The 22,183-nt window shown below is 39.3% G+C and carries 20 protein-coding genes and 1 tRNA gene; 12 read left to right on the top strand and 9 right to left on the bottom strand.

Annotation, left to right across the window (positions count from 1 at the left end; translation table 11 throughout):
- Positions 1 to 135: 135 nt before the first annotated feature.
- Positions 136 to 1,260, bottom strand: a complete 1,125-nt coding sequence (locus CVU62_00850; GenBank protein PKN38781.1) for a metallophosphoesterase — start codon at positions 1,258 to 1,260, stop codon at positions 136 to 138.
- A 96-nt stretch (positions 1,261 to 1,356) separates the two neighbouring features.
- On the opposite strand from CVU62_00850, the gene CVU62_00855 reads away from it, so the two are divergent.
- Positions 1,357 to 1,429, top strand: a tRNA-Thr gene (locus CVU62_00855).
- Between the two features lie 144 nt (positions 1,430 to 1,573).
- On the opposite strand, the gene CVU62_00860 is transcribed toward CVU62_00855, so the two are convergent.
- Positions 1,574 to 3,010: a hypothetical protein gene (locus CVU62_00860; GenBank protein PKN38782.1), complete on the bottom strand. Its 1,437-nt coding sequence runs from the start codon at positions 3,008 to 3,010 to the stop codon at positions 1,574 to 1,576.
- A gap of 342 nt (positions 3,011 to 3,352) precedes the next feature.
- On the opposite strand from CVU62_00860, the gene CVU62_00865 reads away from it, so the two are divergent.
- Positions 3,353 to 3,967: a hypothetical protein gene (locus CVU62_00865; protein PKN38783.1), complete on the top strand. Its 615-nt coding sequence runs from the start codon at positions 3,353 to 3,355 to the stop codon at positions 3,965 to 3,967.
- A gap of 226 nt (positions 3,968 to 4,193) precedes the next feature.
- Here CVU62_00865 and CVU62_00870 read toward each other — a convergent pair whose 3' ends face one another.
- Positions 4,194 to 4,397, bottom strand: a complete 204-nt coding sequence (locus CVU62_00870; protein PKN38784.1) for a hypothetical protein — start codon at positions 4,395 to 4,397, stop codon at positions 4,194 to 4,196.
- A gap of 153 nt (positions 4,398 to 4,550) precedes the next feature.
- Between CVU62_00870 and CVU62_00875 the strand changes: the two genes are divergently transcribed.
- Both CVU62_00875 and CVU62_00880 read left to right on the top strand, forming a co-directional pair.
- Complete coding sequence (locus CVU62_00875) at positions 4,551 to 4,850, top strand: hypothetical protein (GenBank protein ID PKN38785.1); 300 nt, start codon at positions 4,551 to 4,553, stop codon at positions 4,848 to 4,850.
- 488 nt (positions 4,851 to 5,338) lie between these two features.
- A complete protein-coding gene (locus tag CVU62_00880; protein ID PKN38786.1) occupies positions 5,339 to 5,536 on the top strand; it encodes a hypothetical protein in 198 nt (65 codons plus the stop codon).
- 246 nt (positions 5,537 to 5,782) lie between these two features.
- Here CVU62_00880 and CVU62_00885 read toward each other — a convergent pair whose 3' ends face one another.
- From CVU62_00885 to CVU62_00910, 6 genes are all read right to left on the bottom strand, one after another.
- Complete coding sequence (locus tag CVU62_00885; protein PKN38787.1) at positions 5,783 to 6,154, bottom strand: hypothetical protein; 372 nt, start codon at positions 6,152 to 6,154, stop codon at positions 5,783 to 5,785.
- 414 nt (positions 6,155 to 6,568) lie between these two features.
- Positions 6,569 to 6,907 (bottom strand): hypothetical protein, encoded by a 339-nt coding sequence (locus CVU62_00890; GenBank protein PKN38788.1) that lies wholly within the window; start codon positions 6,905 to 6,907, stop codon positions 6,569 to 6,571.
- Between the two features lie 169 nt (positions 6,908 to 7,076).
- Positions 7,077 to 8,132 (bottom strand): hypothetical protein, encoded by a 1,056-nt coding sequence (locus CVU62_00895; protein ID PKN38789.1) that lies wholly within the window; start codon positions 8,130 to 8,132, stop codon positions 7,077 to 7,079.
- A 147-nt stretch (positions 8,133 to 8,279) separates the two neighbouring features.
- On the bottom strand, positions 8,280 to 9,662 hold the full coding sequence (locus tag CVU62_00900) for a hypothetical protein (protein ID PKN38790.1): 1,383 nt from the start codon (positions 9,660 to 9,662) through the stop codon (positions 8,280 to 8,282).
- A gap of 129 nt (positions 9,663 to 9,791) precedes the next feature.
- Positions 9,792 to 11,264: a B12-binding domain-containing radical SAM protein gene (locus CVU62_00905; protein ID PKN38791.1), complete on the bottom strand. Its 1,473-nt coding sequence runs from the start codon at positions 11,262 to 11,264 to the stop codon at positions 9,792 to 9,794.
- A gap of 52 nt (positions 11,265 to 11,316) precedes the next feature.
- Positions 11,317 to 12,822 carry a hypothetical protein gene (locus CVU62_00910; protein PKN38792.1) on the bottom strand — a complete coding sequence of 502 codons (1,506 nt, stop codon included), beginning with the start codon at positions 12,820 to 12,822 and terminating at the stop codon, positions 11,317 to 11,319.
- Between the two features lie 390 nt (positions 12,823 to 13,212).
- Between CVU62_00910 and CVU62_00915 the strand changes: the two genes are divergently transcribed.
- From CVU62_00915 to CVU62_00950, 8 genes are read left to right on the top strand one after another with little or no spacing between them, the layout of a single operon-like run.
- Positions 13,213 to 14,166 carry a glycosyltransferase gene (locus CVU62_00915; GenBank protein PKN38793.1) on the top strand — a complete coding sequence of 318 codons (954 nt, stop codon included), beginning with the start codon at positions 13,213 to 13,215 and terminating at the stop codon, positions 14,164 to 14,166.
- Between the two features lie 32 nt (positions 14,167 to 14,198).
- Positions 14,199 to 15,386, top strand: coding sequence for a phosphoribosylglycinamide synthetase (locus tag CVU62_00920; protein PKN38794.1), 1,188 nt, complete (start codon positions 14,199 to 14,201; stop codon positions 15,384 to 15,386).
- 59 nt (positions 15,387 to 15,445) lie between these two features.
- Positions 15,446 to 16,597, top strand: a complete 1,152-nt coding sequence (locus CVU62_00925; GenBank protein PKN38795.1) for a gfo/Idh/MocA family oxidoreductase — start codon at positions 15,446 to 15,448, stop codon at positions 16,595 to 16,597.
- Positions 16,598 to 16,607: 10 nt separating this feature from the next.
- Positions 16,608 to 17,684, top strand: coding sequence for an FkbM family methyltransferase (locus CVU62_00930; GenBank protein ID PKN38796.1), 1,077 nt, complete (start codon positions 16,608 to 16,610; stop codon positions 17,682 to 17,684).
- A gap of 30 nt (positions 17,685 to 17,714) precedes the next feature.
- Positions 17,715 to 19,085, top strand: coding sequence for a 3-deoxy-7-phosphoheptulonate synthase class II (locus CVU62_00935; GenBank protein PKN38797.1), 1,371 nt, complete (start codon positions 17,715 to 17,717; stop codon positions 19,083 to 19,085).
- Between the two features lie 27 nt (positions 19,086 to 19,112).
- Positions 19,113 to 20,051, top strand: a complete 939-nt coding sequence (locus tag CVU62_00940; protein ID PKN38798.1) for a hypothetical protein — start codon at positions 19,113 to 19,115, stop codon at positions 20,049 to 20,051.
- Positions 20,052 to 20,097: 46 nt separating this feature from the next.
- Entirely contained in the window at positions 20,098 to 20,973 is an 876-nt protein-coding gene (locus CVU62_00945) for an SAM-dependent methyltransferase (protein ID PKN38799.1), read from the top strand.
- Between the two features lie 20 nt (positions 20,974 to 20,993).
- The gene (locus CVU62_00950) at positions 20,994 to 22,133 is read left to right on the top strand and encodes a dTDP-4-amino-4,6-dideoxygalactose transaminase (protein PKN39432.1); all 1,140 of its coding nucleotides are present in this window, start codon (positions 20,994 to 20,996) and stop codon (positions 22,131 to 22,133) included.
- Positions 22,134 to 22,183 lie beyond the last annotated feature (50 nt).

Consider the following 22,183-nt stretch of genomic DNA (forward strand, 5'->3'; position numbering starts at 1 on the left):
TTTTACCCTTGTCAAGGGAAAAACAATATTTTATCAAGGTTCATAGAAAATGTTTTTTCGGTATGTTACTACTTTATTATCTGATTGCACTATCCGGTCTTTGGAACAGATATAAATTATAATTATTAAATTAATTCAATCGATTTTCTTTCCGATTAAATCAATAATTGTAATTTCCGGCTGCGCCAGAATACGCACCGGCGGCCCCCAAGTTCCGGCACCTCTGGTAACATAAAGTGATTTGTTTTTTCCAAACTGACAATATCCACAGTTTTTGGAGAAAAATAAGCGCGTTATTAACGTAAAAGGGAAAATTTGGCCACAATGTGTATGTCCGGAAAGCTGTAAGTTGAAGTTTTCATTATTATTGACAAATGGCTGATGTTTCAACAATAAAATAAAGCCGTTACTTTGTATTGCCGGCAATACATAATCCGGACGAGAATTATCCTTTCTCATACCCAATTTTCTCCCGGTCACATCATCGACGCCTATAATATTTATTCCCGCTACTTGCCTGGTTTCATCACGTAAGATTTCAAATCCCGCATTTTTAGTAAACTCCAACGAATGTCCGATCCCGGCATAATATTCATGATTGCCGGTAACTGCATATTTACCGTACTGAGTTCTAATTTGAGCAAGTTGCCTGGCTTGCGGCATCACATTGTCTAGTTCACCATCCAACAAGTCTCCGGTGGAAACCAAAATATCGGGATTAGCTTCCTGCACGCAATCGATTATCTTCTGTAGACGTTTATCCCGGACAATTAATCCAATATGCACGTCGGATATTTGGACGATACGGATTTTACCATTATTAAGCAATGATTGTTCTGTATGAATTTCCATTTTTTTTACCCGGACTCTTTGGGCATCAAAAAATCCATAAACAACGAAAATAAAGGAAACAAATATGGATAAAACAAAGACAATATTTCTAACAGGAGCACTTCCCGCGCTTTTGAAAAAAAACTTACATATGTGTCTGAGTAAATTAAATGCGATATCCAGAAAGAAAAATAAAAAAACAAAAGCCATCCAGAGATAACCGAAATAGGCAATTGACCTCGCCAATGTTTCCAAATGACGGCTTTCCGCCAGCCGTATAATCACAGGAGCCAGAATCATCAAAACGAGCAAAACTATTACAATGGCTTGCACTTTACCGGAAAGATGCAAAACGTTTCTCGTCCGGGAAAAGGCATAAAAATTAATTCCCCCGTAAAGACATATAAAAATCAGAAGAAAAATAATCATAATGATTCCAATAAATGGCAAATTGCGTAAAAACTTGACAAGGAATACCCCTTAAGATAAATATCACAACTCTTGTTTAGATATTGATAAATGGATGCCGATGTAGCTCAGCCGGTAGAGCAACTGATTCGTAATCAGTAGGTCACCAGTTCGATTCTGGTCATCGGTTCTCTTAAAATAGTGACCACAAGTGACCACATTACTTATTTATTTCCATTTATAATCTAGAAGTGTCCGATTAAGCATTGTCTAGATTATTTCTTTCATTTACTAATTCACAACATTGGTTTGTCTTCAGTTTTGTCTATACCATTTATTCCTTTGCTCCCGCTTTGTTAAGTATTTCCATAATTTCTGTTTGACCATTCTTTTTTGCTATCTTTAGGATAGAATACCCTTCAGCATCTTTTACATTTACATCAGCACCTTTGTCTAAAATAAGTTTGAAGATTCCTACATATAAATTATGTAATTTCAAAAAAACTTGATCAGATAAAATATCTTTAATCTTCCTGAAGTTAATTTTCAATGGCACCATTAGAGGAGTTATACCAAAATCATTCTTTGCATTTACATCAGCCCCCTTATCTAAAAGAAGTTTGACAATTTCTAGCTGCCCACTTTCCGATGCTCCCATTAGAGGAGTTACACCAAAATCATTCTTTGCATTTACATCAGCCCCTTTGCTTAAAAGAAGTTCTACTATTTCCGTATATTGCTGTTGCCATCCTTTTAGCAGCGCCAATTCGTCGCTTGATGTTACATTTTTATTTACATTCTTGTCTCTATTTATAAAGAATTTGATGATTATATTACCACCAGTTGATGCATGAATAAGCGCCGTGTTACCATTATCATCATTTACATTTATTTTAGCACCATTATCCAAAAGAAGTTTAACAATTTCCATATAACCGCCACTTGATGCCTCCATAAGAGCAGTTCTACCATTACCACCATCTATTTTAGCACCTTTATCCAAAAGTAATTTGACGATCTCTGTATAGCCACCTCGTGATGCCCACCAAAGTGCTGTTTCACCATAATCATTCTTTATATTTACGTCAGCGCCTTTTTCCAAAAGAAGTTTAACAATTATTTGATAGCCGTTCTCCGATGCCTTAATAAGAAAAGTTGAGCCGTCTGTCATTTTTATATTTGTATCAAAACGCCCCTTGTTTAAAAGAAGTTTAGCAATCTCCACACGGCCACCGCGCAATGCCCACCAAAGAGCATCAATACCATCACTATTAACATTTACATCAACACCATTATCTACAAGTAATTTGACAATATCTATATGGCCATACCAAGATGCTATCCAAAGGACTGTTCTATCATCTTTTCTCTTTGCATTTACATCAGCGCCTTTTTCCAAAAGTAATTTGAAGATCTCCGTATAGCCACCTTGTGATGCCCACATGAGCGCAGTTATCCCATCAGGGATTTCCTTCACATTTACATCAGCACCCTTATCCAAAAGTAATTTAACGATCTCCGTATAACCTTTTTCTGATGCCAATATCAATGCTGTCACATTTCTTAAATAAGCACGGGAATGTTTTTTGATAGTTTTTATCGTTTTAATAAAATTAACCTCAGCGCCTTCAGTCAGAGCATTCTGTACCTCTTGAATGTTGCCTTTTTCAGCAGCTTGAATTAATTTTTCATTTTTGTTCGATATGCCTGCTTCAGCAAAAGCAGCAGACACCAGAAAAACAACAGCCATTAAACATAATATTCTTTTCAATGGATAATCCTTGTTTTTTAAATTATTCAATTTTGATAAGTAATTATTATTTGATTCAGAAATATTACAGAGAAATGTATTGTATGTCAATAAAATGGATAACAAAATAGCATTAAATAGTGTTTATTGCTGATTAAAAAGTTATATAATTTATAGAGACTGATGATCTGAAGATTACATGAAGAAGTTTTTAAAAATCTTTACATCTATTATTTAATAATACTTTATCCTACGGCAACTTATTTGAATACTCTCTTTATAGTGATTGATAATTTTTTTATAATATGATTATAAAATACCTGTTCATTTAAAATATTTTCGGCTTAAATAAAGGAGGATGTCATGAAAAAGACTTTTTCAGTTGTTGCTGTTATGTTCATGTTGTTGATGCTTCCGGGGATTTCCTTAAGTGCTACTACTGGACCTTATATCAGTGCTCAGTTGGGTGGGGCATACTTGACCGATAGCGATTATAAAGAGCCGGTAGATTATGGCACGATGGAATTTAAACTAGGTTTTGCTGGTGGTTTTGCAGGCGGTTATAACTTTGGAATGTTCAGAGTTGAAGGAGAAATAGGATACCAGCGGAATGAAATGGATAAGGCTAGCGTTTGTTCAGGAGGGGGTTGTATCTCTGGAACTGTTTCATCAAGCAATATGTCAGCCCTTTCAGGCTTAGCAAACGCATACATCGATTTTGTAAACAGCAGTCCCGTTACGCCATACATCAGCGGTGGAATTGGTGTGGCGAAAATCGACCTCAAGATAAGCGATACATCTTTTGATTCTACGGTATTTGCTTATCAAGTTGGTGCGGGCGTTGCATTTGCCATTAATCCACATATGAGCATCGATTTAAAATATCGGTACTTTGCTACGGCAGACCCTAAACAAGACTTCAGCACGTGGACATTTGCAAGTCACAATATCTATTTCGGATTCAGGTACAATTTTTAGCTGACTCGAAGAAGTCTTCAACAAAGCCAGAGATAGGTTACTTTTATCCTCTGGCTTTACTTTTTTCAACTGTCAAAGAATGACACTGCTCAAATTATGCCTGTTTAATACTTTTTTATGCTAATTCCGTTGCATCACAGTGCCTACTAGTTATGCAGTGCATTACTATCTTTCAATCCGTAATCAATAATGATTTGTATTTTTCTTTTTGAAAAAAGAAAATGTGCTAATTGATATTAAACTTATTTGGAAAAGTGAAATTAGTAAAAATCAATTTAAAATGAAATAGGTGAAAATGAGCGATAACTACGTTTCGTGGAAGTATTGGCTGTTGAAGGACTTCGATATATCTATTGCCTGTGCCAAGAAAATACTCATTTCTCGCTTCGGTAAGGAGCAAGGCAAGGCCCTCATAAGGGAGTCGCGCCATGAATATGACATCCTGATACCACAGATTCCTTACATTGGTGATAAGAATCCTTTCCTAGTCTTCCTGATTCCATCGAGTCGAATTTTTACGATTTATTGAGTACTACAAAGACATGGCCAAACAGTCAAGGATGCTGGACAACTGATTTATGAGATGAGCGAAGCGATGTGCAAAGTTATTCCAAAATTTGTACGATGGATGATTGGCTATATTTGTTTTCCCCGATGGTATTTAGGACACGTGAAAAAGTCGGCGATAGAATCTCAGAAGCGCAAGTATCCCAGTGATTTTGTCATGACCTATGTAGATGGCAATGGCCGTGACTTTGACTTCGGCTTTGACTACAACGAGTGTGCTATCTGCAAGTTTCTCAGCGCACAAAACTCTTTAGAATTGGCGCCGTATATATGTGCTACGGACAAGTTTCTTAGAGATATGTTAGGTTTGGGGTGAGTCGAACCATAACCCTTGCCGAGGGTCACGAGAAATGTGATTTTTGGTTTAAGAAGGGCGAGAAGACGAACATGGTGATGCCTCAATCGTTGAATCATTTAAATAAATCAAATATGGCATAACAACCACATGCAACCGATTTGTTCCACAGCGTATACGGCTGATGCAAAATGTTGCACCTTTCAAATCGTAATTCACAACGTAAAGACTTTTCAAAGTCGTTTGTTTGTAGGTGAAAGAGATAGTGGCAAGTGGTCATTTTTTCGTAGTATAAATAACTGTTTTATAAAACAAACAGCTAAGAACACATGATTCGTAATCAGTAGGTCACCAGTTCGATTCTGGTCATCGGCTCCAGTAAAATCAAATATTTAAACAAATTGTCCGAATATTTATTTTCCCCCGTGCTACCCTGTATGCTACCCTTAGGTATGATTATTCGTGGTTTCTGGTTATGTTGAACTATCATAAATTTTAAAGAAGAAATTATGTTATTTTTGATGCAAAATTTTTATTCCCCTTTTGTAAGAAGATTAACACGTGAAAACAAAAATGTAAATCTGAAGGGTAAAAGGCTTCTTTTTTTACCCCTTGACATTAGCAATCAGCAGCAGTATCTTAAAGTTGAAGAGTGCTGCAATGCCCAGACGATATTAGTGAAAGTTACACCATTTCACTGGAGGTGATTAAAACAAACCTTACTTTTGGGTATTGAGTGGTAATGCTGACTGCTAGAAAGCAGTTATAAAAATAAGCTGATTACAGCTTATGAATATAATGCATTGCGGTGCTCTTCATTTTTTATTGTGTTCACCAACTAACCCTTAAAAATCTAGCACCATAAATTAACGATTACCGTTTGAAAAGGTTAATCTATTGTAGAATTGCTGGATGCTTTGCTACAGGGAGTAAGACATTTTAGACAAGTATACTTAGGCAGGATTAAGACGTATACACTCTTTTTTCCACGAGATGTAATCCGCAAGTTTCTTGATTGCTTCGCTGGGGGTGTTGACGAATTCCACGCCCGCTTCATAATACCTGTCCTCAAAGATGATTTTTATCCATTTTACTTTTCCGAAGGCGGTTATCTTTTGTTGCAAATCCTTTAATGTGAAATCCATCTTGAGGATGGTATCAATAGGTAAAACAATAGTGGCCCTAATTCTGGCACCGGACACAGAGATATCCTTACTGTGGCTATATAAGATTTCTTCTTTAGGAAGATTATCTTTTCCGGAAACGACAGATATGACGATCTCATTAACATCTTTCAGTCGTTCCGTTTTCCTTTCTTCTTTCATAACGATCTATTCCTTTTAATTTACTCTAGGATGTTCGTTTTTCATACTTTACGTCAAACCCTGCTTATTCATACTATAAGAAACGCTTTCTTCTATGTCAATTAAATCTTGGCGACAAAATGTGAGGTGCGAATTGTGTTTATTTCCAATTGAAATTTTGCATTTTCGTTGAGATTGACGATTTATTTGTTACAGGAAGAAGGAAATAAAATCCAATTTACGATCCGGTAGCATTGTTTAGTTCACCTACAAACAAATAGATTAATTAAGCAGAGATAAGTGAAGATTACCGCTTAAAAGAGAGCAACTCCTATCTCACGGGAAGGACTGAGCACGCGCCGATCCGATGAAGTGTTTGGTTAGCGTATTTTTTATGAACTAAGTTTCTCCAGAATAACTGAATTCCAATGCTTTTTATCGATCTGCCAGCCATTCCTTTGCCTGTTCTATAGTATCGAACAGAACTAGTCTTCTGCCGAATAATTTCATTACCCTGCCAGTCACACCTACCACTGCCGCCGCAACCACATAAGGCTTGTCGCCGGCCACGAATTCCTTCATGGCATCAATCACCTCAGGATCGAACCAGGCGTCGGTCACGTCCGTAAGAGAGAAAACTGATGCCTCGGGCTGGTTTCTGATGATTTCTCTTGCGTTCGCGATGACCGCAAACATCTCCTCAGCACTGCATTTGGACATATCTATATAAAGAAGCTTCTTTCCTTTGTACTCGGTGAAATATACCCTCTCCATACAATTCCTTCCGGCAAAATTTTACTGGCTATTATTTAATATTTTCTATCTCTTTTTGTCCACACATTTCTTCAACCATTTTTTGATGATTTACGATTGAAAGAGTGAAAAAAATATTTTAATAATTTGCGTTTGAAATATGTTTTTATATTGCGCTGTTTTTTCCATATCACGCAAGCTGATAGCTTTTTTCCCGGAATAATCTTAAACAAGCATCGGCAACCGTGTTGTCATAAAGAATTCCCTTATTTTTATCGATCTCTTCAAGGGCTATTTTAATACTCCAGGCCGAACGATAGGGGCGATGGGAAGCCATGGCCTCCACCACATCCGCCACGGCCAGAATACGAGCCTCCATAATAATTTCATCCCCTTTCAGATTTCGGGGATAACCGGAACCATCCATTCGTTCGTGATGCTGGTGAACAATTTGTGCCAACGGCCAGGGAGATTCGACATTTTTAAGCATTTCGTATCCACTCCGCGCATGTTCTTTAACCAGAGAAAATCCCAATTCTGACAGCTTTGTGGGCTTGGCCAACACCTCCACGGGTACGGATAATTTTCCGATGTCATGTATAACACCGGCCATGCGGATTCCCTCAATTTTTTCCTGATCCAATCCCATCTCAGCGGCAATAGCGCAGGCCAGATTTGCAGACCGGGACTGGTGACCGGCTGTATAGGGATCTCTGGATTCCAGAGCGGACACCAAAACCTGAACAGTTGTGTTAACTGCTTTTTTGAGATCGTTAATGGTTTGTTGAAGTTTTTCCTCTTCCCGCTTGCGTTCGGCTATGTTTCTGGTTATAGCCATAGAAGCAGGCCTGCTTTCGTATTGGATAAGTTTTGTTGATGATTCTGTTTCTTTGATCGTACCGTCTTTGCATAAGAGTCTTACATGAAATATTTCGGGTATGTCCTTGCCTTGTTCACGCAGAGCAACTCTTTCTTTTATCACAGAGACAAAATCGGGAGGCACCAAGTCATATATTGATTTACCAATCAGTTCTTCGACTGTATATCCGGATATTTCTGCCTGGCGTTTGTTGGCAAACTTAATAATCTCATCTTGAATAATCGAGATACCATCCGGCGCGTTTTCCACAACGGTTGCATATTTTTCTTCACTAACCCGCCGGGCATCATCTACCTGATTGCAACGGTTGACATGATCCAGTGGTCCAGTATTTTTTTTATGTTTTTGGGCACTCTTATTTTTCATTTTATTCCTTAATTCAAGACCACGTTAATAACCGATTTGGTTCAAGTTTTCATTCGGGTTGAATTTATATCAAACATTAAATTAGAATTCATTACTTTTTTTACTTATTTCCGATTGAAATTCGGCGACAATAAAATAAACTGAAAATCATTTAATAAATATAAAAAGTCTGCGAAAAATATATTTTAATCTTTCGAGAGAGCGAGTCGCAACCAGAACATTAAATATGATCCCGGGGCGTATATAAAACTTTAAAAATGCCAGAACAAACAACCATGTAAATTTCTGTTTAGTAATACCTTCAGGTATATATGGTCTCAGATCCTGTCCCATCAAATCCCAGTCTATAGTTTTTAATTCTTTCTTTATCAGTAATTCATCAAATATCTCCGTGCCGGGCGTGGGATGAAAGGGAAAGAAATTCGCACCAGAAAGAGGCAGACTTTTAGCCAGCCGTATTGTTTTATAAATATCTTCCTCTGTCTCCAGAGGATACCCCAAAATAAAATTGCCGATAATTTTGATATGAGTTTCGGCATTAATAAGATTTATTTTACTCTTTATAAGATTAAGGGTTAATTTTTTTTTCATATGGTCGAGAATTCGCTGAGACCCTGACTCGATTCCCACGGTTAATAAATAACAACCTGATTTTTCCATTAAATTTAATATGTCTTTATCAATCAAATCCAAGCGAATACCAAAACAGGACCATTTTATATTGATCTTCTGTTTAATCAACTGTTCACACAAATCACTAACCAGGTTCTTGAAAACCAAAAAATTATCGTCAATGAAACACACTTCTTTGATTCCAAAATTTGACTTCAAGTATCTTATTTCCTCTATTATATAAGAAACACTATGGGACCTTATTTTATGTCCGGTAACCGAACGGCAGGAGCAGAACGAACAATGATAGGGACATCCTCTGGTCATAATAAGAGGAGCTACAATTTTCGATTTTGTAAGATAGGATGTCTGAAATGGATAATTGCAGGGATTTATTAAATTCCAATCAGGATGTCCCAGTGAGTCCAAATCTTCCGGAAAAACGGGAGGATTACTTTTTATTTCGCCGTTGTTTCTCCAAATCAAACCAGGGATCTGTTCTTTTTGGGCTATATCCAAATTCGGGAAATTACTTATCAAATCTGACAGGCCCGCTTCCGCTTCACCTCTGATAGCAAAATCGGCTTCTTCAAAATATTGCAGCGTTTGTTCCGGAAAAACTGAAGGATGAGCTCCGCCGAGAATAATCTTGGCATCAGGGCGCCTTTTTTTAACAAGTAACAAAGATTTCTTAACTGAAGGTAAATCTGTGGAAAATACCCTGAAGCCGATAACATCAAAATCAAAGCCGGCAATATAATCCTCAAATTTTTTAAAAGTCATTCTAAGATTGACACAATCCAATATGGCAACCTGATGATTTTTTCTTTCCAAAGCCTTAGCCAGATAGCCTAATCCCAGATCCGGAGAGGATAGAGAAATATTGCGAGTGACAGGATTTACCAGTAATACTTTCATGAAGTAATTTTAGATATTTTAGAAATTGGTTTGATAAGGAACTGTTTGCCCATTAATAGACACTAAGAATTTATGTTCTTCATGTCAAGGGAATAGTGCAGCCTCTGGCAGGTCGAAGGCTTCCTACGCTCACTTTATTAACAACTTGCGGAAATGATAGCCAAACATCATGAGCATTACAGCTTCTCCTAAGGACTGACGATAAGAAATTAATGCCTTGAACAGCAGTTTCCAAAAGTAGATGCTGTTACTCCACTTGTCGAAAATACCCATATAAAGAACGGAATTGAAAAAAGCAATTATTCCCAGTAACGTTAACGGGCGAGGCCTTACGGGCTTGTACGTCCTAAGAAATTCGAGAAGCCTTGTATAGTATTCTTTCGGGGAATATATATAATTCAGAACAGCGCTGTAGCCTTCTTTCAGCACTTGCGGATCCATTTTGGGAATGAAATTCAAGGATCCGTCACAGTTATCTCCGGAGCAGTCATCAATTAGGCGTCCTTCATCCTTAAGACGCTGGTAAAGGCGGGTTCCCCGAGGTGCATTGAGCAACCCGATCATGGCCAGCACTACACCGCTATTTTGAATGAACTTTATCTGGCGTTCGAAAATGTCAGGCGGATCGTTATCAAAACCTATGATAAATCCACCCATAACCTCCATTCCGTTTCGCTGTATCGTTTTGACCGCTTCTACAAGATCCACCGAACGGTTCTGGTGTTTGCTGCATTCCGCAAAGCATTCTTCCTCCGGCGTTTCCAGACCAAGAAAGACATGGCCAAAGCCCGCCGCCGTCATAAGTTTCATGAGCTCTTCATCCTGAGCCAGGTTTACCGAAGCTTCCGTGTAGAAAATAAATGGAAAATTTCTTTTCTCCTGCCATGTTTTGAGCTCCCGGAGGAGTGTTTTTACCTTCGATTTATTTCCGATAAAATTGTCATCCACAATGAAAAGACTTCCGCGCCAACCTATTTCGTAGAGCCTGTCAAACTCACGGATCATTTGCTCATTGGATTTTAATCTGGGATATCGTCCATAAAGATTTGTTATATCACAAAACTCACAATCGTAAGGGCACCCTCTGGAATACTGAACTGACATTGAAGCGTAGATATTTATATCTATAAGATCCCATCTGGGAAGTGGAGTCAGATTAATGTCGGGTTTTTCCTCAGTTGTATAAATTCGGCGCGGGCTTCCATTGGCCAGGTCCTTCAGAAACAGGGGAAGAGTTATCTCCGCCTCATTGAGAACCAGGTAATCGACATCGTTAAAATCATCCTTATAGCTTGTAAAAAGTGGGCCGCCACCTACTATTACTTTGCCCAGAATGCGACATCTGGCTACAATCTGCCTTACGGACTCCTTTTGAACTATCATGGCTCCGATGAAAACCATGTCGGACCATTTAATTATTTCATCCGAGAGGCTTTCAGTGTTCATGTCTACCATCTTAATGTCCCAATCCTTGGGAAACATGGCCGCGACCGTCAGTAGTCCCAAAGGAACGTGAAAAGCCTTTTTACGGATTAATTTCATAACATGCCGAAAATTCCAGAAAGTATCGGGTATCAACGGATTAATGAGTAAAGCTTTCATTGGTCAGGTACCTTTTGACGGACTACAAAAAAGCGTGGTTAATTAATCCTCTTTATATTTGCTTTTCAGAAAAAATTTTAGATTTTAATATCCACATCATTTGCTTCATATATAATGCTAAAAAAAGTTTTATTCGTGGACTTCTATGTTTGACGGCTAAATAAAAAATAGAATAAATAAAAATAGGCAGCTTGATGAAGTAAGGTATCTTTTGGGATGTGCTGTAAGTCAGTTTCTTTCTTAAAAAAACCGGCACAGCGGGAAGAACTTTAAGGATGAAATAATATTCATCGTGAAAATCATGGGATGCCGGAGAGGTTTCAAAATAACTGTGAGGATTACGGCCATGATTTATTAAATCCAATTTTTCAGCATTTAAAATATTATGTTCAAAACCCTTCTCAATGATTTCAGTCTGAGGATGATAGGACATCCAGTAGGGCTCTATAATATCAGGCATGTTTTCAATAAAGAATAGTCTGGCTTCCTCGTAGTGCTCTATAGTATCGCCGGGCAACCCGATAATGTAATCAGCAAAAGAGACAATTTTATGCTTCTTCAGAATCTGAAGGGCTTTCATTATATTGGCGTTTGTTTCGTTACGTTTTAAATATTTTTTACGGTATTCTTCATTAATATTTTGAATTCCAAAATCCACCCATTTGCAACCGGCATCTTTCAGTTGCATTGCCGTATCTTCGTCAAATAAATTCACGTGTATGTAACATTTGAAGGGAATCGCTATTTCTTTTTTGTATGCTTCCAGAAAATCTTTCAGCCATTTTTTATCAAAAATAAAAATGTCATCCCAAAATTCAATCATCTTGATTTTGTATTTTTCTTTATAGGCGCGCAATTCCTCCATTACATGTTTAACGCTTCTTCGCCTGATGTAATTTGATTTCTCCTCGGGAATATCTCTGAAAAAATGATTGAAACAATAAGAACAATTATAGGGACATCCTCTGGAAGTCATTGTCAGGTAATATGATTTTAAAGGGAATATTTCTTTCCAGATTTCATTGTCAAAATGAGGAAGGGAATCAAGGTCTTGAATAAAACCGATCTGCTTGCCTTTAATAATGGTGTTATCTTGGGATCTATACCATGTGTTTACTATCGGCCCGGAAGAGTTTCCTTTTTCAATATGTTTGATAATTTCGGGAAAAGCAATCTCGCCTTCACCGATGACTATATAATCTATGAATTCGCTGGCGATAACTACTTCCGGAACAGAAGAAACATGTATGCCGCCAAAAACTATTTTCGCCTGTGGACAAATCTTCTTAAAAGCTTCGGCATAGTGCAGCGCCCGCTGATAATCAAATGTTACCACGGAAAACGCGATCAGATCAGGCTGATACGCCTTAAGCTGTTTAAATATTTCTTTATCGTTGCTAAAAAATCTTGCCAGCCTTTTGAATTCTCTGGTGAGGCCGTCTTTAAACAAAGTAGGGGTATGCAATAATTTTACAGAGTGTCCTTCTTTTTTGGCGATGGCTGATAATATTGATATTGCCAAAGACTCATAGGCAATAGAGGCAAAAGCTATTTTCATATAATTTGAATACAAATAATTTGACAGCGAGTACTTTAAACTGTTTTGTTATTTGGAACTAAAAAAATTTGTTTAATCTTTGTTTCTTAAAGCTTCGACAAAATCATAGTCTTCAAGGTTTTGAAGTATAAGTAGTATGATTTTGAGTGTCAAGGAATATAAAATACATCCTACTTAGACTATATCAATCTGGCGGCATAATTGTTTAATGCTCTCTCATCGGTAACGGTTCTGGGAAATTTCTTTCTTCAGATATTAACTTCTAATTATTATCTGGCAAAGCAGAAAAAATGTTGAAATTGATAGCCAGTTGTGCGAAAGTTTCTCTCTACAAAATAAAAAAAATCATGAATGGTGTTTTTTCACAAAACCTTCACCAAGGTGGTTTTTATGGTTGATGTTCCTGACATTTCAATTGTTGTGCCAGTGTATGGAAGCGACAGTACGCTGGTTCCTCTTTATGAAAGAGTTTCCGCCGCCGTGAGCCAAATTCCGGCGAGTTTTGAACTTATCTTTGTTGATGATTGCGGGCCGGGAAATCCATGGGGAATAATTAGTAGAATAGCTAAAAGTGACCAGCGTGTCATAGGGTTAAAGCTCTCCAGAAACTTCGGCCAGCACAGCGCAATTATGGCAGGTATAAATTTGGCACGTGGTCACTGGCTGGTGATAATGGATTGTGATTTGCAGGATATACCGGAGGAGATTCCCCGTCTTTGGGCAGAAGCGCAAAAAGGATATGACGTTGTTACCGGACGCAGAGTTGAAAGGCAGGATGGATTTATTAAACGTTTTTTCTCACGTGCCTTTCATAGCGTATTCAAATATATGACTGATCAGAAAACCGATTCTGCTCAGTCAAATTTTGGAATCTATTCCCGTAAAGTTGTTAATGTGGTTAAAACATTGCCTGAGCAACCCAGCGTTTTCACTTTGCTGATTCGATGGGCTGGCTTTGAGCCAAAGACAATTGACATCAGGCACGGCAAACGTACTGAAGGTAAATCGAGTTATAGCCTAACTCGCAGGTTTTCACTGGCAATGGATACAATTGTTTCATACTCCAACAAACCTTTGAAGGTGTGCGTTCAGTTCGGATTCCTTATGGCTTTTGCGGCTTTTTGCTATGGAGCATTGCTCTTTATACGCTATTTTTTATTTGATTATATTCCCGCCGGGTGGACCAGTATGATGGTTTCAATGTTTTTCTTGTCCGGCGTTCTTCTCTTTGGAATGGGAATTCTGGGCATTTACATAGGAAGGATTTTTAATCAAGTAAAGGGAAGACCGCTCTATGTTGTTGATGAGCGAACACCGGCTTCTGTTCAGGACGATTCCTTATAAAATTCTATACGGCGCTGTTTTACGGATTATTAATGAAAAATAAGAAAAAGAAACTGCTCCTTGCCGGCGGTGGTTACGCCGATATACCACTTATCCTGTCGGCTAAAAAATTAGGATATTATGTTATCACCAGCGGCAACAGGCCTGACGAGCTTGGACATAAATATTCCGACGAATATAAGATGGCTGATTTTTCAGATTGTGAGGCCATTCTTAAACTGGCAAATAATTTGAAAGTTTCCGCCATTTGTGCCTGCTGTAACGATTTTTCCGCATTGTCAGCTGCTTATACCGCGGAAAAGCTGGGTCTGCCTGGTCACGATCCATACAAAGTTGCACGGGTCATTCACTACAAAGATCAATACAGGCAGTTTGCCTTTGAACATGGCATTGCGGCACCCAAGGCAATTTCATTCACAAATAAAAAGGATGCTTTAGAGGGAATGAAATCTTTTGCATTTCCCGTTATTATCAAGCCAGTTGATCTAACGGGTGGAAAGGGCATGTCCACAATCAATGAAATAACCGAAGCGGAAATGGCGATTGAAAAGGCATTAGCTGTTTCGCGGATGAAGAGAGCTGTTGCTGAAGAATTTATTTCCGGTAGCCGTCATGGTTTTTCCGTTTTTTTGGTTGACTGTCGCGTCGTATTTTTCTTTTCCGATAATGAACATTATTTTTTAAATCCCTATTTGGTGTCGGCGGCTTCTGTTCCCGGCATTGTTCCTCAAAAAGCGATGAAAACACTTTGTGCCGAATCAGAAAAAATCGCGTCTTTGCTTTCGTTAAAAACAGGTATCTTTCACATTCAATATATATTAAGGGGAGAGGAACCGATTATCATTGAAATATGCCGCCGCGCGCCTGGAGATCTATATATAAAGCTGGTTGAGCACGCCACTGGAGTGGACTATCCATCATGGATAGTCAAATCTTCCGCAGGGCTGGATTGTTCCGGATTGACTCAAGTGGAACCCAAAGGATTTTTTACCCGTCACTGCGTTATGAGCGCAACCGCAGGAAGGGTCAGAGACATATTATTTGATGACAGCATCAAGGAACAAATAATTGATAAGTTTATGTGGTGGGAAAAAGGAGATGTTGTTTCTGATGTGATGACCACCAAGTTCGGCATTGTTTTTCTTAAGTTTCAATCACAGGACGAAATGATGGAGAAAACAGAACACATGCAGGAATTAATCCGGGTCGTAACGGAATAATATTGCTTATCACCCGGAAATAATTATTAATAAACCTTTATAAAGAAAAGGAATAAAAAATGGGACAAACACCTTTTAGAATAGGCTTCATTGGCGGTGGGCTCAATTCCGCTGTTGGGAACACTCACCGGATTGCTTCCCAAATGGATAATCGCTGGGTTTTGGAAGCTGGCTGTTTCAGCACCAATGATAAAATCAACCGTGAGACGGCCGCGCAGTGGGGATTGGATAAATCCCGTGTCTACGATGACTGGCATGTTTTATTGAGAAATGAAAAAAATAAATTGGACGCTGTCTGTCTGCTGACTCCGACTCCATCTCATTCAGAAATGGCGATTGAAGCTTTAAATAATGGTTTTCCTGTTATCTGCGAAAAAACCTTGGCCACATCAAGTAAAGAGGCCGCGGCCATTTGTCGAGCTATCGATATGAACAAGGGATTTTTAGCTGTCACCTACAATTACACTGGATATCCTATGTTGCGGGAACTCCGGCAAATGATCATTGATGGAAAACTGGGAGTTATTAACCTGATACAGATAGAAATGCCGCAAGAAGGTTATGTCCGTTTGAATAAGAATGGACAGCCGCCCAAACCTCAGGCCTGGCGATTGAAAGACGGTAAGATACCGATTATATCTCTTGATCTCGGTTCTCATCTTCATAACATTATATATTTTTTAACCGGAGAAAAACCTCTTCAGGTTGTCGCCGATCAAACCAGTTACGGTTTTTTTAAAGATGTGACGGATAATGTTATTTGCCTTGCACGTTATACCGGAAATCTGCGCAGTCAGATATGGTACAGTAAAATGGCTTTAGGATATCGTAATGGCCTGCGTGTCAGGGTCTATGGAAAAAATGGCAGCGCGGAATGGTTTCAGCTTGTACCGGAAGAATTAATTTTCAATGATGTTAAAGGCAGGAGGGAAATCATTGACCGGGCATCGTGCGTTGAGATTGCGGATCAGTTGCGTTATAATCGCTTCAAGTCCGGACATCCGGACGGTTTCATGGAAGCGTTTGCCAATCATTATTATGATCTGGCTGATAGCTTGCTTGAATTTAAGAAAACAGGCGTTCATACATCGCCATGGACTTTTTCCGCCACTATAGCGAAAGAAGGTCTGGAGATGCTTGAGGCAATATCCCAGTCGGCAAAGAATAATCGCTGGCAGAAAATATCATCATCAAATCTTGAGAATAATTAGGAAATCATTGTTGTTTAAAATATATCCTGAAAAAAAATATTCTGATGCAGTTGAATTCTGTAGTCTTTTCATACATGAGAAGACAAGACCCCGCTATGTGCTGGGCCGCAATGAATACGCGGTCAGTATTGCCAACTGTATTGATATCAACGGCTTTATTGATGACTTTACGATTGAAACCGAATTCTTAGGTAAGCCAATTGTTAAAATGGATAAGATTCCAAAAGAAAGCATAATTGTTTCGGCTGTGATATTCGTTCTGCCTTTGACCGCATTGAGAAGACTACAAGATCGCGGATTCACTTGTTTGGATTATTTTAATTTTTTGAAATACTCAGGACTCGCGCTGAAAGAAATTGATTTCTTGCGTAGAAGTAAAGAAGATATGGAAAAGAATTTACACAAGTATCAAATACTGCATGATCGCCTAGCAGATAAAAAGTCCAGAAACGTGCTTGGCAAGCTCTTGAACTTTAGAGCATCAAGTGATTTAAATTACATGCTCGGTTTTAAGGACGCGCAAGACAGACAATATTTTGAAGATTTTCTTGAATTGAAACCTGGCGAAGCTTATGTTGACGTAGGGGGGTTTGACGGACAAACGGCTGTTGAATTTATTAAAAGATGTCCTAATTATAAAATGATTCATTTTTTTGAACCTGACGCCAAAAATATTGCTCTTGCACGCAATAAATTATCCGGGTACGGCAATATACGTTTCTACATGATGGGTTTAGCCGATGCAAAAAAAAAGCTGCGGTTCAGTTCCGGTGGAGGATCGGCAAGTAAGTTGAGCGATACGGGTGATACGGAAATTGAAGTGGATACAATTGACAATCAGATAAAAGAAGCGGTTTCCTTTATCAAAATGGATATTGAAGGGTCTGAAGGAATTGCCCTGGAAGGCGCTAGAGCGCATATATTAGAGGACCATCCCAAACTTGCCATTTGCTGTTATCACAAAATTGACGACTTATGGAAGATACCTGAACAAATTTTTGCCATACGAAACGATTATTTACTATACTTGCGCCATTACACGGATGGTCTCCATGAAACAGTTATGTTTTTTATACCGAATACATGATATAAATTCAATTTAGGTTAACAATTATCAATGGCTGAAAAAAACCCAAATAAATGGACAAAATCAAGCTGGCGTTTTTTCCCCACTCGTCAACAACCACTTTGGCCAGAGCACCGGGCAAGTGAAGAGATATTGAATAAGATTTCCCAATTGCCTGCACTGGTTTTTGCCGGAGAAAGCCGTTCCTTGAAGCAGGATCTTGCCGAGGTGCTTAGAGGCAAGGCTTTTGTTCTGCAGGCCGGTGAATGCTCTGAAGATTTTTCCCGCTGTCACGGACCTTATATTCACGATCTTTTAAAAGTTATACTGCAAATGTCAGCAATTATAACCTATGCGGGAGAGAGGAAAGTAATAAAAATAGGTAGAATGGCCGGCCAATACGCGAAACCCCGTTCGTCAGATACAGAAAAAGTAGGCAAACTAACGATTCCGAGCTATCGCGGAGATATGATAAATAGTCCCGAACCAACTGTGGAAGCTAGAACTCCTGACCCAAGAAGAATTTTGGAAGGATATTTCAGAGCTACCGCAACTCTTAATCTTGTCAGAGCCTTTACCACGGGTGGTTACGCGTCACTGGATCAGGTTCACGCGTGGAGTGAAGTTAGCTTAAAAGCTTTTCCCTCAAATCCTAAATATGAAGAACTCGTCAGGGGAATTAAAAAGGCTATAGGATTCATGGATGCCATAGGTATAAAAAGCACTAATCCGCAGTTAGATCAGGTTTCTCTTTATACTTCTCATGAAGCCCTTCTTCTGGAATATGAAGAGGCATTGACAAGAATCGATACGACTACCGGCGACTGGTATGATACCAGTGCCAATATGCTTTGGATAGGAGACCGCACGCGGCAGCCGGATGGAGCGCATATTGAATTTATGCGGGGAGTTTGTAATCCTGTCGGCGTGAAAATAGGCCCCGGTTACGTAATTGACGATATAAAAAAAATCGTGGCAAAGCTTAATCCTGATAACGAACCGGGACGTCTTACCATGATTACTCGTTTAGGCGCTGAAAAAATCAACTACTTACTACCGCCTCTCCTTCGGGAAATGAAAAAAGAAGGATTTAATATTGTGTGGGTATGTGATCCTATGCACGGCAATACCTATATAAACAAGCGTTCGCAAAAAACAAGGAAGTATAAAGATATACTCAACGAGGTTGTCACCTTCTGGAAAATTCACGAAGCGGAAGGAACTATAGCCGGCGGGGTTCACTTGGAATTGACCGGTGATAATGTCACTGAATGCACCGGAGGAAGCCGTCGCCTGCAGGACAGGGATTTACAACTTAATTACCAGACCAACTGCGATCCACGGCTGAACGCCGAGCAGGCAGTGGAAATTGCTTTTGAACTGGCCACTATCATTAATCCGCGTTCAGGACACGGCCTTTAATAAAGAACGAAATACTATCGGAGAAAAATAAATATTAAAAAACTTTTAAGCATAATAGTGAGCGCTGCCATCTTTTTCTTTTGCGCGTACTATATAATCTATTATTTCCAATGGAATGTTATTTTTCAACTTCTGACAAAGGTTGACGTAAAATTATTTCTTGGCGCAAGTACCGGAACAATCCTGTTTTATTGGTTTATTCGAACGATGCGCTGGTTTGTTTTATTGAGGGCGGCTGATATTCATATAGATTTCTGCCGTTTGTATCTCGTGGGAGCCTTGTCTATGTCCTTTGCCATCGTTACGCCCCTTCAATCCGGAGAAGCGTTAAAGGTCGAGTTGTTAAAGAAGATCGGCGCACTGGAAAGAATTCCCGGTTACGGCATTTTTATGACGGAGAGAATTCTCGATTTAATTATCGTTTTGCTGATGGCATTAATCTGTTTGTTGTTCGGTGTTGTAAAATATCTGGACAGGTGGACAATGTTTGCCGCAGTAGCGCTGATTTTGATTTGTATTACTGTTTTTTTTCTGATCATCCGGCGTACATCACCAGGCAACGCCGTGGGACGTTTTTTTCAACCATTTAATCAATGCGTAAAAAATGGTAGGGTTCTGACAATAGTGGTTTCCCTGACAATCGCGAGTTGGTTTATTATTATTCTCGGTTGGTACGCTAGTTTGCGCAGTATTTCCATTTCAATTAATTTTCCGGAAATGGTCGCGCTGACGACCATTACCACCTTGATCAGCATTTTGAGTTTGATCCCCGGTGCTCTTGGCATAAGTGAGATCAGTATTTCCTCTTTTCTTGTTTATTTCCAGCAGGATATTCCTCTTGCTCAGACGGGTGCTTTGATAATTAGGCTTTATGGTGTTATGGCTTTAATTTTAGGATTTGTTCACCTTCTCCCATTTTGGAAGTTAATCCGTACGGGGAAACAAATGCCTGCTAACGTTGATTGATAAAATGTATGGGATATGTAATTTCTGTTAACAATGAGGTTTATGGATGAAGGTATGCCCCGGTTGTAACAGTGAATTGCTTAATGATTCATCATGCGGATGTTGTGGCTTTACCGCGAAAATGATTGATGGATTCTTAGCATTTGCTCCTGGACTTGCCACGAATAACGATAATTTTGACGCTACCGCTCACGCGAGGTTATTTCAACAGGAAAGCAACTGCTTTTGGTTTCCGGAACGAAATAAATTAATAATCTGGGCAATGAACAAATATTTTTCCAACACGGAATCGTTGTTGGAGATAGGCTGTGGAACGGGTTATGTTCTTAGCGGATTGTCTTCAGCCTTTCCCGAAAAGAAGTATACCGGAGCCGATATATTTACAAGCGGTCTTAAATTTGCAGCCTCAAGAGTGCCGCAGGCAAATTTTATACAAATGGATGCGCGCCACATCCCCTTCAATAATGAATTCGATGTAGTTGGTGCCTTCGATATGATCGAGCATGTAGAAGAAGATGAACAGGTGCTAAGCCAGATGTATAAGGCTGTGCGGCATGGCGGAGGAATAATAGCCACCGTACCCCAGCATAAGTGGTTATGGAGCGCAGCAGATGATCAGGGGTTCCATAAAAGGAGATATACCCGCGCGATGCTTGGAGAGAAAGTAACAAAAAGTGGATTTGAAGTTGTCAGGATGATATCATTCATGAGTCTCTTGCTGCCGGTTATTGTTTTACTACGGGGGCGTTATCTTTTTTGCTCAAAAAAAGCGATAGAAAAAAGTGTTAAGGCAGAGATAAATATCAACCCTGTCTTTAATTATTTACTAAGTTCGATCTTTATAGCTGAGACGCGAATGATCAAAGCGGGCTTTTCATTTCCCGCCGGTGGTTCGCTATTATGTATAGCAAAGAAAAGGTAGAACATATGACAAATAATAAAATAAAGATCCCCTTCAACAAGCCATTTATTGCCGGCAAAGAACTCTTCTACATTGCGCAGGCTGTTATTGATAATCACCATACAGCCGGCGATGGTCCCTTCACAAAAAAATGTCATGCATGGCTGGAGGAACATCTGGGATGCCGTAAGGTGTTACTGACACATTCCTGCACAGCGGCTTTGGAGATGGCGGCAATTTTGGCAAATATACAGCCTGGTGATGAAATTATCATGCCTTCATATACATTTGTTTCAACGGCCAACGCTTTTGCGTTACGGGGAGGAGTACCGGTGTTTATAGATATTCGCCCCGACACTCTTAACATCAATGAAAATCTAATTGAAAAAGCCATCACACCTCACACTAAAGCCATCCTGCCGGTTCATTACGCCGGTGTCTCCTGTGAAATGGACGCTATCATGGATATAGCAAGGAGGCATAATCTTTTTGTGATTGAAGATGCCGCGCAAGGAATCATGTCCACATACAAAGGAAATCAACTGGGAACAATTGGACATTTCGGTGCTTGTTCATTTCATGAGACAAAAAACATCATTTCGGGAGAGGGTGGAGCGCTGCTTATTAATGACGACAAATTTGTTGAGCGAGCCGAAATTATCCGCGAAAAAGGCACCAATCGCAGTAAATTTTTTCGCGGACAAGTGGATAAATACACATGGGTTGATATTGGATCATCTTACCTTCCCAGCGATATCCTCGCCGCATTCCTTTATGCCCAAATGGAAAACGCCGATCAAATTATCACCAAACGTAATTTGATCTATGATCTCTATATGGAAGGATTGCGGCCCCTGGCTGAAAAAGGTTATATCCAACTTCCGTTCATTCTCAATGATTGTTGTAGTAACGGTCATATGTTCTACATCGTAACCCGGTCATTAAAAGAAAGAACGAAACTAACCGAATTTTTAAGGGGGCAGGGCATATTGGCCGTGTTTCATTACGTGCCTCTTCACAGTTCCCCTGCGGGAAAGTTGTATGGCCGGGCGTATGGAACTTTAGATGTTACCAAGAGAGTAAGCGACTGCCTGTTGCGCCTGCCACTTTACTATGAAATGACGAATAACGATGTCCATTCTGTATCTGAGACTATCAGGAATTTTTATGAGCATCTCTGAATGGAGACTCCTCTGGTATGAGAATGTATTTCAAGTCGAGGAATTAATGA

It is taken from the genome of Deltaproteobacteria bacterium HGW-Deltaproteobacteria-2, from assembly GCA_002840505.1.
GTDB lineage: Bacteria > Desulfobacterota > Syntrophia > Syntrophales > Smithellaceae > Smithella.